Origin of the sequence: Sporosarcina beigongshangi (assembly GCF_033485195.1) — a bacterium.
GTDB lineage: Bacteria > Bacillota > Bacilli > Bacillales_A > Planococcaceae > Sporosarcina > Sporosarcina beigongshangi.
The window spans coordinates 345,031-360,830 of sequence record NZ_JAWLIR010000004.1 but is presented as its reverse complement, the minus strand read 5'-3'; the positions used below and the strand labels follow the sequence as shown (position 1 = coordinate 360,830).

Genomic DNA, 15,800 nt, shown 5'->3' with positions numbered 1-15,800 from the left:
ACCCCAATTCCGTATCAGTAATAGTCGAGCGTCAACTCAGACATTTCCCATTCTGGATTAGACTCCAGAAATCGGATTGCCCTTCTTACTTCACGCTCAGCCGCATCTTTTGATGAGGCCACGGCAACGACCGCGATAGTCGTTCGTTGCCACAAGTCCTGATGATCGATTTCCGCAATGGAGACGTTGTAGGCATTTTTCACCCGGTCTGTCATCCGTTTTAAAACGGACCGCTTGTCTTTCAAAGAGGCCGCCTCTGAGATGAAGAAACAACATTCCGCGTAAACGATCATACTCGTTTAATTTCTTCCATGATGTAAGCTTCGATAACATCACCTTCATGAATATCATCGAACTTTTTAATGGTAATCCCACATTCATAGCCTTTTGCAACTTCTTTTGCATCGTCTTTGAAGCGTTTCAACGTATCCAATTCACCTTCGAAGATAACGATGTTATCACGTAGGATGCGGACGCTTGAATCACGCGTAATTTTACCTTCTGTTACATAGCTTCCCGCAATCGTACCAATTTTAGACACTTTAATTGTCGCACGTACTTCAGCTTGACCGATAACTTTTTCTTCGAATTCAGGATCTAGCATACCCTTCATCGCCAACTCGATTTCTTCAATCACTTTATAGATGACACGGTGTTGTCGAATATCAACACCCTCTTCGTCAGCCGCACGTTTCGCATTTGTATCTGGACGAACGTTGAAACCAATAACAATCGCATTAGATGCAGAAGCAAGAGAGATATCAGATTCATTGATCGCACCCGCACCCGTATGGATAATTTTCACGTTAACGCCTTCGACTTCAATTTTCATCAATGAGGCTGCCATCGCTTCAACCGTACCTTGTACGTCTGCTTTTACAATTAGGTTCAATTCTTTCATTTCGCCTTGTTTCATTTGATCAAACAAGTTATCAAGTGTCACGCGTGTTTTCTCAACACGTTGCTCTTGCTGCGCTTCACTCGCTCTTGACTCACCAATTTGACGTGCCGTTTTCTCATCTTCGAAGACAACAAAGCGATCTCCCGCTTGTGGTACATCACTTAAACCAGTAATTTCAACCGGTGTCGATGGACCTGCTTCTTTGACACGACGACCTACATCATTAATCATCGCACGTACGCGTCCGAATGTGTTACCAACAACGATTGGATCACCTACATGAAGTGTTCCATCTTGAACAAGAAGTGTTGCGACTGAACCGCGACCACGGTCCAATTGGGCCTCGATAACAGTTCCACGTGCACGAATGTTAGGATCAGCTTTCAATTCACCAACTTCTGCAACAAGTAGAACCATTTCAAGCAATTGGTCAATTCCATCACCATTTAACGCCGAGATAGGTACGAAGATTGCGTCGCCGCCCCATGCCTCTGCTACAAGTCCGTGCTCTGTCAATTCTTGCATAACACGGTCAGGGTTTGCTGATGGTTTATCCATCTTGTTGACCGCAACAATGATTGGAACTTCCGCTGCTTTCGCGTGGTTAATTGCTTCAATCGTTTGTGGCATGACGCCATCGTCTGCTGCAACAACAAGAATCGTAAGGTCTGTTACTTTCGCTCCACGCGCCCGCATCGTTGTGAATGCTGCGTGACCTGGTGTATCCAAAAACGTAATTTTTTTGCCTTTTTCTTGAATTTGGTAAGCACCGATATGCTGAGTGATTCCACCCGCTTCACCTTGTGTTACTTTTGTATTTCGAATCGAGTCCAGAAGTGTTGTTTTACCATGGTCAACGTGTCCCATGATTGTGACAACTGCCGGACGTTCAATTGGTTCAGATGCTACTTCTTCAGATTCTTCGAAATAAATTTCAAGATCTGTCACATCGACGCGAATTTCTTCTTCAACTTCTACTTCATAATCTGCACAGATTAGTTCGATTGCATCCTTATCCAATTCTTGGTTGATAGTCGCCATGACACCCAACATGAATAATTTCTTGATAATTTCAGATGGCTCACGATGTAACTTCTGTCCAAGTTCCGCTACAGAAAGTGATTCGTAGAATGTAATTTTTTCTGGTAATGGCAATTCCACTTTTGGTTGTGGAGCTGGGCGGTATCTTCTACGTCCTTGGTTAATACCACGTGCTGGTGGACGTCCACCGCGACCACCGCCTGGACGACCCGGACCACCGCCACCCGCAGGACGATTTTGACCACCTTGTGCTGGACGGTTGCCAGCTGGCGTTGTTCCTTGTGCAGGGCGATTGCCTTGTGCTCCTTGAGCTGGACGGTTTTGACTGCCCTGTGCTGGACGATTGCCTTGCGCTCCTTGAGCTGGACGGTTTTGACTGCCCTGTGCTGGACGATTGCCTTGCGCTCCTTGAGCTGGACGGTTTTGGCCGCCCTGTGCTGGACGATTGCCTTGCGCTCCTTGAGCTGGACGGTTTTGACCACCCTGTGCTGGGCGATTGCCTTGTGCTCCTTGAGCCGGACGGTTTTGGCCGCCCTGTGCTGGACGATTGCCTTGTGTCCCTTGTGCTGGACGACTTTGGCCGCTTTGTTGTGTCGTTTTCTGATCAGATGTTGACTTACTTGCTGGACGTACAGATGCTGTCGCATCTTTTTGACCACTATTTTTCACATCTGTTTTTGGTGCTTGTTGGTTATTTTTACTGCCACCAAATTTACTATTCAGCTTCGCAACCGCCTCTTTATCAATTGTTGACATATGGTTTGATACACTCACATTAATTTTCCCAAGCTCATCGATAACTTCCTTACTCGACCGATTCACCTGTTTCGCGTATTCGTGTACACGTATTTTCGTCATTAGCCCACCCCCGGTTATATTCGTTGAGGAGCCCGGACAATTTACGGGCAAACCCGACGTCCGTTAGCGCGAGTACAACTCGCGACTCTTTTCCGATTGCATGACCGAGATCTTCTCGACTCCCAAAATCATGCTTCTCAACGTTGTAATACATACATTTATCAGTTAGTTTTTTCATTGTATTGTTAGATGCATCTTCGGAAACAATTACGAGATGCGCACTGCCATTACGAACTTCACGTATGACTAGTTCCTCGCCTGTGATGATCATTCTTGCTCGAGCAGCCATTCCTAGCAATTGAAAAATCTTTTTAGACTCGCTCATTTCAATGCCTCTCGACGAATCGCATGGAGAAGGTCATCATATACCTGTTCAGGCACTGCAGTTCCAAGTTGACTTTCAATGGCTCGGTTACGGCGCGCTGCCTCAACTGCCTCTTCGGATTTTGACACATATGTCCCACGGCCTGATTTCTTACCTGTGAGATCCACTGAAACTTCTCCCTCTTTCGGGCGAACAATACGAATCATTTCCTTTTTGGGAAACATTTCACCTGTTGCCGCACATTTACGCAAAGGAACTTTTTTCATGTTTGCCATGTGTAATCATCCTTTCTTCTCAGTCTTCGTTGTCCGAATACAGATCGATGGATGTGTGATCCAACTCATCTGCCACTTCTTCTTCAACGAAATAAGGATCATTTGTATTTGAAGGTTCCTCTAGTTGAGCTTCTGCAACTGACTCATCGAAGACAGGTGGATAGATACCTAGTTCGCGGGCATCTGTTTCACTTTTAATGTCTATCTTCCAGCCTGTTAATTTAGCGGCCAGTCTTGCGTTTTGTCCACGTTTCCCAATCGCCAGTGATAATTGATAATCCGGTACGACAACTCTTGTCGATCTTTCTTCTTCATTGACTTGGACATCGATTACTTTTGAAGGGCTAAGCGCATTTGCTACAAAAATAGCTGGATCTTCAGACCATTCAACAATATCGACTTTCTCACCATTCAATTCATTCGAAATCGACTGAACACGCGCACCACGCGCACCTACACAAGAGCCGACCGGATCCACTTCTTCATTATTCGTGTGTACTGAAATTTTCGAACGGTCTCCCGCTTCACGTGCAATCGATTTGATTTCGACGATGCCTTCATAGATTTCAGGCACTTCGACTTCAAATAACCTGCGTAGAAGTCCGGGATGTGTACGTGAGACGAACACTTGCGGACCGCGTGATGTTCGTTCAACTTTTGTAATATACACTTTGATACGGTCATGCGGTTGATAGGATTCAGTTGGAATTTGTTCGCCTACCGGCAAAACAGCTTCAACCTTGCCAAGTCCAACATACAAATTACGTGCGTCGAGACGCTCAATAATCCCATTGACGATATCATCTTCTCTGTCGACATACTCTTCGTAAATAATACCTCGTTCCGCTTCCCTTACGCGTTGCGTCACAACTTGCTTAGCCGTTTGCGCTGCAATACGTCCAAAATCACGTGGTGTCACTTCCTGCTCGACGATATCTGCGAGTTCATAAGCTGGATTAATCTTTTGTGCATCTTCGAGTGAGATAGACAAACGATCATCCTCAACCTCCTCGACGACATCTTTGCGAGAATAGACTTTCATCGTTCCTTTATCGAGATTCAAATCAACTCGCACGTTTTGCGCTTGATTGAAATTTCGTTTATAGGCAGTTACAAGTGCCGCTTCGATTGCTTCTACTAAGACGTCCCTAGAAATCCCTTTTTGCTTTTCGAGGGCTGTCAATGCATCGAGTAGATCACTACTCATGTTAATCACTCCTACATTCAATTATGCGGAAAAGTCGATCGCCAAACGGGCAAGTGCGATTTTTTCCTTGTCAATCACAACAGTCACTTTTCTCGTCTTAATACGCATTTCTACTTCTACAGTCTCCGCTTCGTTTGCCAATAAATAGCCTTCGAATTCCTTCAACCCGTCGATAGCTTCATACGTCTTAATGAATACAAACTGGCCAACCGCTTTTTGGTAATCCTCTTCCTTCTTCAACGGGCGTTCTGCACCAGGTGAAGATACTTCAAGGAAATAGTTTTGCGTAATTGGATCTGTTCGATCCAATTCTTCACTCAATTTCTCACTTACTTGAGCGCACTGATCTATATCAATACTTCCCTCTGGATTATCAATATAGACCCTAAGAAACCAGTCTCTACCTTCCTTCAGAAACTCAATATCGACAAGTTCCAATTTTAACTCTTCCACAATTGGACTGACGAGTTTCTCTATTTCTTCTGTAATTTTACTCATCTTATCCCTCCAAAAATCTTAATCAAATACGCCTCGGCGCATTTGTGCCGGAAGCAAGGGCATGTTAAGAAGCCCGTTGAATTGGTAAAAAATAGCACAGAACAACAGAAAAGAGCGGGAAATCCCACTCTTTTTGCGCAATACTATTACAAAAGTTGTTCCCATCATACCATACGTTACAAAGGCACGCAAATAATGTGCTAGAACAACGATAGCTGATTGGCTTCTGGCATACCCTCTAGACAGCCAAGTGTTGTCATATACTCCACAACCGTTTTCGATACACGGCCACGCTGCTGAAGGTCTTCCTTCGATAAAAACTCTCCGTCTTTTCTTGCTTCTACAATCGAATTCGCAACGTTTGTCCCTAGGGATGGAATTGAGTTGAATGGCGGGATAAGTGTGTCACCATCAATTAGAAACGTAGTTGCATCTGATTTGTACAAGTCTGGCTTCACAATTGAAAAGCCGCGCTCACTCATCTCCAAAGCTATCTCTAGTACAGTCAATAAACTCTTTTCCTTCGGTAATGCATCCAGGCCCTTGGCGTTGATTTCTTTAATTTGTGCACGCATGGATGCTGATCCTTTTGTCATCGTTAGCAAATCATAATCCGTTGCCCGTACTGAAAAATACGTCGCATAATATAAAATCGGATGATGTACTTTAAAATATGCAATCCGAAGCGCCATCAGAACATAAGCAGCTGCGTGCGCCTTCGGGAACATGTATTTAATTTTTTTACAAGATTCGATGTACCAATTCGGCACACCTTGCGCTTTCATTTCCGTTTCAAATTCCGGTGTCAATCCTTTCCCTTTCCGAACAGATTCCATAATTTTAAATGCCATGGAAGGGTCTAATCCTTGATAAATCAAGTACACCATAATATCATCACGACAGCCGATTACATCGGATAACTCACACGTTTTATTTTGAATCAATTCCTGTGCGTTGCCGAGCCAAACGTCTGTTCCGTGGGATAATCCCGAAATCTGGATGAGTTCTGAAAACGTCGACGGCTTCGTCTCCTCAAGCATCTGTCGAACAAAGCGTGTCCCAAACTCCGGTACACCGAGCGTTCCCGTCTTACAGCCAATTTGCTCTTCCGTCACACCTAGTGAGGATGTACCACTAAATAGCGCCATGACGCCTTCGTCATCTGGTGGAATCGTCAATGGGTCTATGCCTGAAAGATCTTGCAGCATTTTAATCATTGTCGGATCATCATGTCCAAGAATATCAAGCTTCAATAAGTTATTATCGATGGAATGGAAGTCAAAATGCGTCGTCTTCCAACTCGAATTCGTATCATCCGCCGGAAACTGAATCGGCGTAAAATCAAATATCTCCATATGATCAGGCACTACGATAATACCCCCGGGATGCTGTCCCGTATTTCGTTTAACGCCCGAGCAACCTTGTACAAGGCGATCTATTTCGGCTCCACGGAAAGTAAATCCGTTGTCATTCATATATCCACGAACATAACCGTATGCAGTCTTCTCCGCAACCGTACCAATTGTTCCCGCCCGATACACATAATCTTCACCAAACAAATCTTTCGTATAATTATGCGCATGCGCTTGGTAATCACCACTGAAGTTGAGGTCGATATCTGGAACCTTATCCCCTTTGAAACCTAAAAATGTTTCAAACGGAATATCTTGTCCATCTTTTTTGAATTTCGCTTCGCAAGAAGGACAATCCTTATCCGGCAAGTCATAGCCTGAGCTAACGGATCCATCATCGAAAAACTCTGTTGTTTTGCACTTCGGACAGACATAATGGGGCGGTAATGGATTGACCTCGGTAATTTCCATCATCGTCGCAACGAGTGACGAGCCTACCGAACCTCGCGAACCAACGAGATAGCCATCATCCAACGACCGCTTAACGAGTTTATGCGAAATTAGATAAATAACGGCGAAACCATGACCGATAATGGACTTCAATTCTTTTTCAATCCGCGCCTCAATAATCTCCGGCAATTGCTCACCATAAATCTGGTTCGCCATGGAGTAGGTCAATTCCCTTACCTCTTCATCTGCTCCTTCAATCTTCGGCGTATACAAATCGTCTTTAATCGGCTTGACTTCACCGATTCTCTCCAATATCGCATGTGGGTTATCAATGACGATTTCTTCTGCTACTTGCTCTCCGAGGAATGAGAATTCCTCTAGCATTTCATCGGTCGTCCGGAAATGAACCGCCGGTAGTGTGTAACGGTTCATTGGATTAGCGCCGCCCTGTGATCGAACTAGCACTTTCCGGAATGTCGCATCTGTTTCGTCAATATAATGGACATTCCCCGTTGCACAAACAGGTAGCCCGACTTTTTTCCCAAGCTTGACCATCTTGCGCATAATATCTTCCAAATTCCACTCATCGCGAATTAATTCAAGCTCAATAAGATGAGAGTAGACAGGTTTCGGATGAACCTCAAGGTAATCATAAAACTTCGCAATTTCCTCTACTTCATCTAAAGACTTTTGCATAAGCCCCTCAAACACTTCTCCCTTATCGCAGCCGGAACCGACAAGTAATCCTTTTCGATGTTTAACGAGCAATGAACGTGGAATACGAGGAACCCGATAAAAATAATCCATATGCGAATAGGATACAAGTTTAAACAGATTTTTCAATCCTTCATCATCCACCGCCAGTAGTGTACAATGCGAAGGACGTGAACGCTTATAGGCATCTCCTTCCCCTATATGACGGTTGAAGTCATCGAGGTACACAATCCCTTTTTCTTCCGACTCTTTCATTAATCGAAGGAACAAATGAGCTGTTGCTTCCGTATCGTAAATCGCACGGTGATGCTGCGTCAGTTCGATATTATACTTTTTGGCCAATGTATTCAGTCGGTGATTTCTCATTTCCGGGTGAATGAAGCGTGCCAGCTCCAACGTATCAATTACGGGATAGGCAATAGCTGGTAATCCAGCCTTCTTGGAAGCTTCATAAAAGAACCCCATATCGAATTTAGCATTATGGGCAACCAAGATCGAATCACCGATAAAGTCACTGAAATCTTTCACGACGTCCGCTACCTCAGGTGCATCCTTCACCATATCATCCGTAATACCCGTTAGTTCAGTTGTCGTTGAGGATAGTGGGTGATGCGGATTGGCAAAGCGTTCAAACGTCTCCACAATTTCACCATTTTTTAATCGTACCGCGGCTAGCTCAATAATTGTATCGTATACTGCCGAAAGACCCGTTGTCTCCACGTCAAAGACGACAAAGCTGTCATCCTCCAGCTTGCGATGCTGTTCATCAAAAACAATCGGCACGCCATCATCGACTAAATTCGCTTCCAGCCCAAAAATAACTTTAACGCCTTGCTTTTTCCCTTCCGCATAGGCTTCTGGGAATGACTGCACGTTAGCATGGTCTGTAATGGCAATGGCTGGATGCCCCCATTTTGCCGCCTGACTGACGAGCTTAGACGCAGATACGACTGCATCCATCTGGCTCATCGTCGTATGGGCGTGTAACTCAATTCGCTTGCGATCCGCTGGTGCCTTATCTTGACGGATGATAGCTGACACTTCCAGCACATCTTGTGCCATCATAATGAGGTCCCGAACGAAGGTATCGTTTTGAATCCCTCCACGCGCGCGCACCCACGCCCCTTTTTTCAATGTCTTCATCATTTCTGCATCCTCATTATCTCGCGAGAACATCTTCACCAAAATAGAATCGGTATAATCCGTCACTTTGATTGTTAAGAGTGATCGACCACTGCGTAATTCACGCACCTCTGTATCAAAGACGAATCCTTCAATAGTTACACGGCGTTCTTCGTCCTGAATATGCTGAATCTCCATGATTGGTTCATCTGCTTTAATCGGTGTACCTAACCGGAAAGGTCCAGATACAGTACCGCCACTTTCCTTCTTGGATGATTCTCGTTGGACCATATCGGCAAGTGCTTTTTGACCAAGCGCCTCTTCTTCAGCGGTTCGCTGCGCCAGAAACGCCAACCGTTCCGCTTCTGCACCACTATCTGCCTCTGTTAATTTGAATTCGATAAATGGTCGTGCGAAGCCGAAGGAACGGTAGACATCAGCAATCAAATCCACATACTTGCCCTTCAAGGTTTGTAGCTCCAAATCATTTGTACAATGTAGCATTAGCTTCCCGCCCGATATGACTGGCTTTTGACTCATTAGCCGCTCCCGAATTGGAGGTGACATATCACTTAGCTCTTCAATAATAAATGGCCAATAATCCGTCAGCATCGTCTCATCGACTTCAGTCTTGTGACATGTTATTTCCAATCGTACCGTTGCAATCACAGAAAAAGCCTCATTGACGCGTTTGCTAAATTCACGGTAAACAGCTGCTGGTAACGGCTGCTTCAATGTCAGGTTAAATTGCCAAAGTCGTGATTTTCGATGGATATTCACCCGATTCAGCTCGGCTTGTTCAAAGTGGATTGCAAATTGGTCATCCGTCATACCAATTTGTTGTAACAAAATATACAGCTTGTTCATCGCATCCATAAATCTCTCACCCCTACCTTTTAGATCAATTACGCCTTGGCGTAATTGCGTCCAAATTTTGAATTGTGCCCGCAGGATGCGGGTATGCAACCGTGCCGCAGGACGCGGCGAACTTAGGTTGCCTTCTTTAACTCCCTTCAAAATTTGTGACATCCGCCGGAGGCCAACTTGCTTCAGTAGAAGCAAGCGAGAAGGGAAGTACCGACAGACGGCCTTCCCTTCTCATTATCTTTTATGTTACTCACCGAAAAATGCTTGTAGTTTCTCAGTAATTTCTTCTTTTCGCCACTCAAATGATTCTCCACTTTGTCTAAACTTCACTTCAACAATACCATCTACTGCTTTTTTCCCAACAGTTATCCGAACTGGCAAACCAATCAAATCTGAATCAGCAAATTTCACACCTGCACGCTCCGGACGATCGTCATAAAGGACATCATAACGATACGATTTCAAAATCGTATACAATTCCTCGGACAAGCCTACTTGACTGTCATCCTTGACATTTACCGTAACCAGATGGATATCGAAAGGTGCAAGCTTCGCCGGCCATTTCAAACCGCCATCATCATTATATTGCTCTGCGACAGCTGCAAGAATCCGTGATACACCAATGCCATAGCATCCCATGATAAACGGCTGTGCTTTACCGTTGTCATCCAAGAACGTTGCTTCCATCGACTCGCTATACGTAGTGCCTAACTTAAAGATATGACCGACTTCAATCCCTTTAGCAAACCGAATCGTTCCATTGCCGTCCGGTGAAGCATCTCCCTCGCGGATAAAACGAAGATCTTCATAACGATCAATCGCAAAGTCACGCTCCGGATTGACATTTGTCAAATGGAAGCCGTCTTCATTCGCACCACAAACACCATTAACTACAGATGCAACTGCATGATCTGCAATTACTTTTAAACCGATGGGCAACTTAATAGGACCAACCGACCCCACTTCACAGGACAGAAGCTCTAACACATCTGCCTCATGCGCTAATTCAACCTCTGTCGCACCAAGCGCATTTTTTAGCTTAATATCATTAATTTCATGATTTCCACGACTTAAAACTACGATTAGTTCATCATCCACTTTGAATATGAGTGTCTTAATCAAACGCTCTACATCCACTTCAAGAAATGACACAACCTCGTCAATCGTTCGTTGATTAGGTGTTGCGACTTTGGTTACTTCTTTCAATAACCCATCTCGCTTGTCATAGTCCACTTTCACTTCTGCCATTTCAATATTGGCCGCATAAGAAGAGGAATCACTATAAGCAATCGTATCCTCACCGATATCTGACAAGGCCATAAATTCATGCGTCCCTGTCCCACCAATCGAACCACCGTCCGCAATGACCGCACGGAAATCTAGACCAAGCCTCGTAAAAATATTCGTATACGCCTGCATCATATCCATATACTTGTCATGCAAGCTATCTTCCGTTGCATGGAAGGAATACGCATCTTTCATGATGAACTCACGTCCGCGGAGCAAACCAAAACGTGGACGTTGCTCATCTCTGAACTTCGTCTGAATTTGGTACATCGTCAGCGGCAACTTTTTATACGATTTCACTTCATCACGAACAAGTGAAGTAATAACTTCTTCATGTGTCGCGCCAAGTGCAAACTCTCGATTATGCCGATCCTTCAATCTGAATAATTCAGGACCGTATGTACTCCATCTTCCCGTTTCCTGCCAAAGTTCTGCCTGTTGCATAGCGGGCATGAACACTTCCATCGCATCGATCGCTTCCATTTCCTCACGAATAATCGTCTCGATTTTCTGAAGAACTCTCTTGCCAAGAGGAAGGTAGGAATAAATTCCACTCGTATTTTGTCGGATAAACCCTGCACGTAACAACAACTGATGGGATTTAATATCTGCATCAGCAGGTACTTCACGCATTGTTGGTATGAATGTTCGTGATTGTTTCATTAAATTCCCACCTTAAGTAATTTTAATCAATTATGCCTAGGCGTAATTGTGGCTAGCTCGGTTTTGAACCCCGGCTGACTGAAGTTAAACGTTACGGAAAGAAAAAGCGTTGAATATCATTCCAAGTAACGACTAACATTAAGACCATTAACAGGACAATCCCTACAAAATGGACCATTCCTTCTTTTTGCTTATCAACAGGCTTACCACGCACTGCCTCAAAAAGGAAAAACAATAATCTTCCGCCGTCCAATGCAGGCAATGGCAATAAGTTCATAATCCCTAGGTTAATGCTTAGCACCGCAGCCCAGTTCATGAGATTATAAATCCCATACTGTGCGACCTCCTCAGTCGCCTTATAGATCCCTACAGGTCCTGATAAATCGTCAATCGAGAAATTACCTGTTACTAACAAACCTAGTAATTCAAATATTTTCACAATCCAACTTATCGTTTGATCCGCGCCATATACAACGGCCTTCAGTGGATTTTTTTCCATCGGTCTAGTAACACCAAGTTGCCCGTATTCTTTGCCTGATTTATCTTTTATCGTCGTCGGAGTAATATCCAGCTTCACCGGCGCACCATTACGTTCCACAACAAATTGTAGCGGTATACCCGGGCTAGCTTGGACGACCTCCACAAATTCATTCCAAGTGCTAATCGACTGACCATCAATTTCTTTCACAATATCTCCAGCTTCTGCCCCTGATTCAAAAGCAACGCTATCACTTTGCACATCAGCAATAACCGCCTCCTTCACCGGAACTCCTTGTAAAAGTCCAAGTGCCAGGAAGATGAAGAATGAAAGAATAAAGTTAAATAAAGGACCTGCGAAAATAGCCATCGCTCGACTACCTACAGATTTCGATTCAAACTGTCGGTCATACGGCGCAATAAGCGTTTTCTGACCTTTTTCATAAATAACTGCTTTTCTAGATACATTGAAGCGCACTAATTGCCCTTCATCATCATAGCCCTCGATAAACAGCTTTCTTTCCAAGTCAGATGTCTCTACCTCCAAAAATAGTACATCTGGATTGGCAACATTACGATTCAAATACACTTTTTCAATTTCATCCGAAGCATTGATGAGCAAACCCACACGATACCCTGGCTGCAATTCAACCTTATCAAAATCTTCTCCTGCCATCCTGACATAACCACCAAGTGGTAACAGGCGGATTGTATATAATGTTTCACCTTTTTGAATACCAATAATTTTCGGCCCAAATCCAATCGCAAATTCGCGAACCATAATCCCGGCCTTTTTCGCAAACAGGAAATGCCCTAGTTCATGAAAAAAAACGAGAGAACCGAATATGATAATAAACGCAATAACGGTTTCCATGAAAAACCCCTTCACTGACCATTTTGGTCGTTTCTGATTATCAAATACGCCACGGCGTTTTTGAGTCAGAGGGAGTTTAAACCCCCTCTGGCTCAAATTAAATAATTCACTCTACCATAGCATACACCATTTTTCGGGCAAGTGAATCTGCCTCCAAAATTGTTTCTAAATCTGGAACGGCACTTGTTCGATGTGTATCCATGACACGCTCAATTATATCCTCAATTTGAATAAACGGAATACGTCCCTGCATGAATAGAGCTACGGCTACTTCATTCGCCGCATTCATCGCTGTTGGCATCGTGCCACCTTCTCTACCAGCAGCATAGGCTAACGCTAACGCCTTAAAACGCACAAGGTCCATTTTTTCGAAATGCAGCTTACCAACTTCCTCTAGACGCAGTGGCTTCGCATTTTGCATCGCAATTCGATCTGGATACGTCAGCGCATATTGGATAGGAACACGCATATCAGGTGAACCTAGCTGTGCCATCACGCTCGTATCCTCAAACTCCACCATCGAGTGAATAATACTTTCTTTATGTAGCAAGCAATCGATTTGATCATAAGGCATGGCAAATAGATGATGTGCTTCTATGACCTCGAGCCCTTTGTTCATCATCGTTGCAGAATCAATCGTCAGCTTATTGCCCATCGACCAATTCGGATGTGCAAGTGCCTGTTCAAGTGTCACATTGGATAGTTCCTCACGGGATAAATCCCTAAAGCTACCACCAGACGCAGTTAAAATCAGTCTGGAAATACGTTTTGGATTTTCTCCATTTAACGCTTGAAACAATGCAGAGTGCTCACTATCAACAGGCAACAATGGTACGTCATACTTACGCGCCTCAGACATGACAATATCCCCTGCCGCGACAAGCGTTTCCTTGTTCGAGATGGCAATTGTGATACCTGCACGGATTGCCTCGAGCGTCGGTTTAAGCCCAACACTACCGATTACAGCATTAACTAAGACGTCAGCCCTCGAATGTGCGGCTACCTCAATTAGTCCTTCTTCCCCGTAGAGAAAACGAATGGATGGAAATTCCGCTTGCAATCGATTTGCATCCTCACTCCTAATGACGGAGACCGTTTGCGGCTGATGCTTAAGAGCAATTTCCCTCACCTTATCGATATTCATACCGGCTGAAAAAGATACGAGTTTAAATTTATCCGGATTGGACTCGATAATATCCAGTGTCTGAATTCCAATCGAGCCAGTTGCTCCGAGCAGACTAATTTTCTTTGACATTGTGACACCTATCTTTCCTTAACCTACAAAATGTAGAAAATGAAGTAATGGCAATACAAATAATAGGCTGTCGAATCTATCTAAAATACCACCATGCCCCGGCAACAGCTTACCTGAATCCTTAACTGCATAATGCCTTTTAAGCGCTGATTCAACAAGATCACCCATTTGCCCAACAATCGATGCAATAACCGTCACAGCGACTAGTATTGTGTACGTAGAAGCAATTGGATAAAAATACTGAAAGACAAATGCAACAACAACAGCACAAACAATACCACCGACAAATCCTTCTACCGTTTTATTCGGTGATATTTCAGGCCACAGCTTACGTTTACCCATTTTCCGACCAATGAAATAAGCTCCTGAATCTGTCGTCCAAATGACCATCAGCGCATACACAACAAATTCAATACCATACAGTCTAGTTTCAATTAAATAATAAAAACCAATCCCTACATAAAGGGCACCTAAAACGGAAAAGGCAGCATGATCGAACGTAAAACGATTTTTCACGACGACTGTATGCGTCAGTAAAATAAGTACAATAGCAAATGCCATTTCAATTTTCGTATAGTTCAATGCTTGAAAAACGGTATATTCCCACGCAGTTGGCATGAGTAACACGGCAAGTGCAGCCCAGGTCAACAAGCCTTCCACTGATAATAATTTTATTTCTCTCATGCGTAATAGTTCAAATAAACCGATTGACGCAATGACATACACAGCCAATGTAAAAGGTAAGCCTCCTACAATGACAAGCGGAACGAATACGGCAGCCGCTATGATTGCCGTCAGTATTCTTTGTTTCAAACGTCCCCTTCTCCTTCCACGCTTCCAAAACGTCGATTTCGTAATTGGAATTCCTCAATAGCGTTCAACATGCATGTCGCATTAAAATCTGGCCATAATACATCTGTAAATGAAAATTCAGCATAAGCAAGCTGCCAGAGCATGAAATTGGAGAGTCTAACTTCACCGCTTGTGCGAATAAGCAAATCCGGCTCCGGTAAATGGGCAGTCATCAAATGGGATCCAATGAGCGACTCATTAATATCCTCGAGTGCTATTTTCCCGTCTGCGACGAGTGCTGCAATTTCTTTTACCGACTCGACGAGTTCTAGTCTGCTTCCGTAATTCATAGCAAAGTTTAATGTTAGTCCATCATTATGGGCAGTTGCGACCATCGCTTTCTGAATAGCCTCTTTTGTATGATTCGGTAACATGTCGAAGTTTCCTATCATTTCAACTTTGACATTTTGTTCGACCAGTTCAGGGAGATATGTACTGAGAAATTCTCCGGGTAACTTCATCAAAAAATCTATTTCTAATTTCGGGCGTTTCCAATTCTCCGTCGAGAAAGCATACAGTGTAAGCACCTTAATGCCGAGTTCATTTGCGATACGCGTAATTTTACGAACCGTTTTCATCCCTTCATGATGACCGGCTATTCGCGGCAAGCTGCGTTGCTTCGCCCATCTGCCGTTTCCATCCATTATAATCGCCACATGAGCAGGGATTGGCTTGCTTTTGACAATTGCAATCCTGTCCGTTATTGCGGTATCGGATACCGCTATTTTTTTTCGCAAGAGTTTTTCAAGCATGTTGTTTCCTCCACTCAGCTACTTTTCAGA

Annotated in this window: 12 protein-coding genes; all 12 read right to left on the bottom strand. The window is 44.0% G+C overall.

Going from position 1 to position 15,800, the window contains the following annotated elements; genetic code table 11:
* Positions 1 to 14: 14 nt before the first annotated feature.
* Positions 15 to 293: a DUF503 family protein gene (locus tag R2B77_RS04120; protein ID WP_203246264.1), complete on the bottom strand. Its 279-nt coding sequence runs from the start codon at positions 291 to 293 to the stop codon at positions 15 to 17.
* Complete coding sequence (infB, locus tag R2B77_RS04115; RefSeq protein WP_322555648.1) at positions 290 to 2,800, bottom strand: translation initiation factor IF-2; 2,511 nt, start codon at positions 2,798 to 2,800, stop codon at positions 290 to 292. The genes R2B77_RS04120 and infB overlap by 4 nt, the downstream gene beginning before the upstream one ends.
* Entirely contained in the window at positions 2,748 to 3,125 is a 378-nt protein-coding gene (locus R2B77_RS04110) for a YlxQ family RNA-binding protein (protein ID WP_203246262.1), read from the bottom strand. The genes infB and R2B77_RS04110 overlap by 53 nt, the downstream gene beginning before the upstream one ends.
* A complete protein-coding gene (rnpM, locus tag R2B77_RS04105; protein WP_203246261.1) occupies positions 3,122 to 3,400 on the bottom strand; it encodes an RNase P modulator RnpM in 279 nt (92 codons plus the stop codon). Before rnpM ends, R2B77_RS04110 begins: the two co-directional genes overlap by 4 nt.
* 19 nt (positions 3,401 to 3,419) lie before the next feature.
* The gene (nusA, locus tag R2B77_RS04100) at positions 3,420 to 4,607 is read right to left on the bottom strand and encodes a transcription termination factor NusA (RefSeq protein ID WP_203246260.1); all 1,188 of its coding nucleotides are present in this window, start codon (positions 4,605 to 4,607) and stop codon (positions 3,420 to 3,422) included.
* Positions 4,608 to 4,628: 21 nt separating this feature from the next.
* On the bottom strand, positions 4,629 to 5,105 hold the full coding sequence (gene rimP / locus R2B77_RS04095) for a ribosome maturation factor RimP (protein WP_203246259.1): 477 nt from the start codon (positions 5,103 to 5,105) through the stop codon (positions 4,629 to 4,631).
* Between the two features lie 200 nt (positions 5,106 to 5,305).
* Complete coding sequence (locus R2B77_RS04090) at positions 5,306 to 9,619, bottom strand: PolC-type DNA polymerase III (RefSeq protein ID WP_203246258.1); 4,314 nt, start codon at positions 9,617 to 9,619, stop codon at positions 5,306 to 5,308.
* A gap of 237 nt (positions 9,620 to 9,856) precedes the next feature.
* Positions 9,857 to 11,560 (bottom strand): proline--tRNA ligase, encoded by a 1,704-nt coding sequence (locus tag R2B77_RS04085; RefSeq protein ID WP_203246257.1) that lies wholly within the window; start codon positions 11,558 to 11,560, stop codon positions 9,857 to 9,859.
* A 91-nt stretch (positions 11,561 to 11,651) separates the two neighbouring features.
* Complete coding sequence (gene rseP, locus R2B77_RS04080) at positions 11,652 to 12,911, bottom strand: RIP metalloprotease RseP (RefSeq protein WP_203246256.1); 1,260 nt, start codon at positions 12,909 to 12,911, stop codon at positions 11,652 to 11,654.
* Positions 12,912 to 13,017: 106 nt separating this feature from the next.
* Positions 13,018 to 14,166, bottom strand: coding sequence for a 1-deoxy-D-xylulose-5-phosphate reductoisomerase (locus R2B77_RS04075; RefSeq protein ID WP_203246255.1), 1,149 nt, complete (start codon positions 14,164 to 14,166; stop codon positions 13,018 to 13,020).
* A gap of 18 nt (positions 14,167 to 14,184) precedes the next feature.
* Positions 14,185 to 14,979: a phosphatidate cytidylyltransferase gene (locus R2B77_RS04070; protein WP_203246254.1), complete on the bottom strand. Its 795-nt coding sequence runs from the start codon at positions 14,977 to 14,979 to the stop codon at positions 14,185 to 14,187.
* Positions 14,976 to 15,770, bottom strand: a complete 795-nt coding sequence (locus R2B77_RS04065) for an isoprenyl transferase (protein WP_203246253.1) — start codon at positions 15,768 to 15,770, stop codon at positions 14,976 to 14,978. Before R2B77_RS04065 ends, R2B77_RS04070 begins: the two co-directional genes overlap by 4 nt.
* Positions 15,771 to 15,800: the final 30 nt, after the last annotated feature.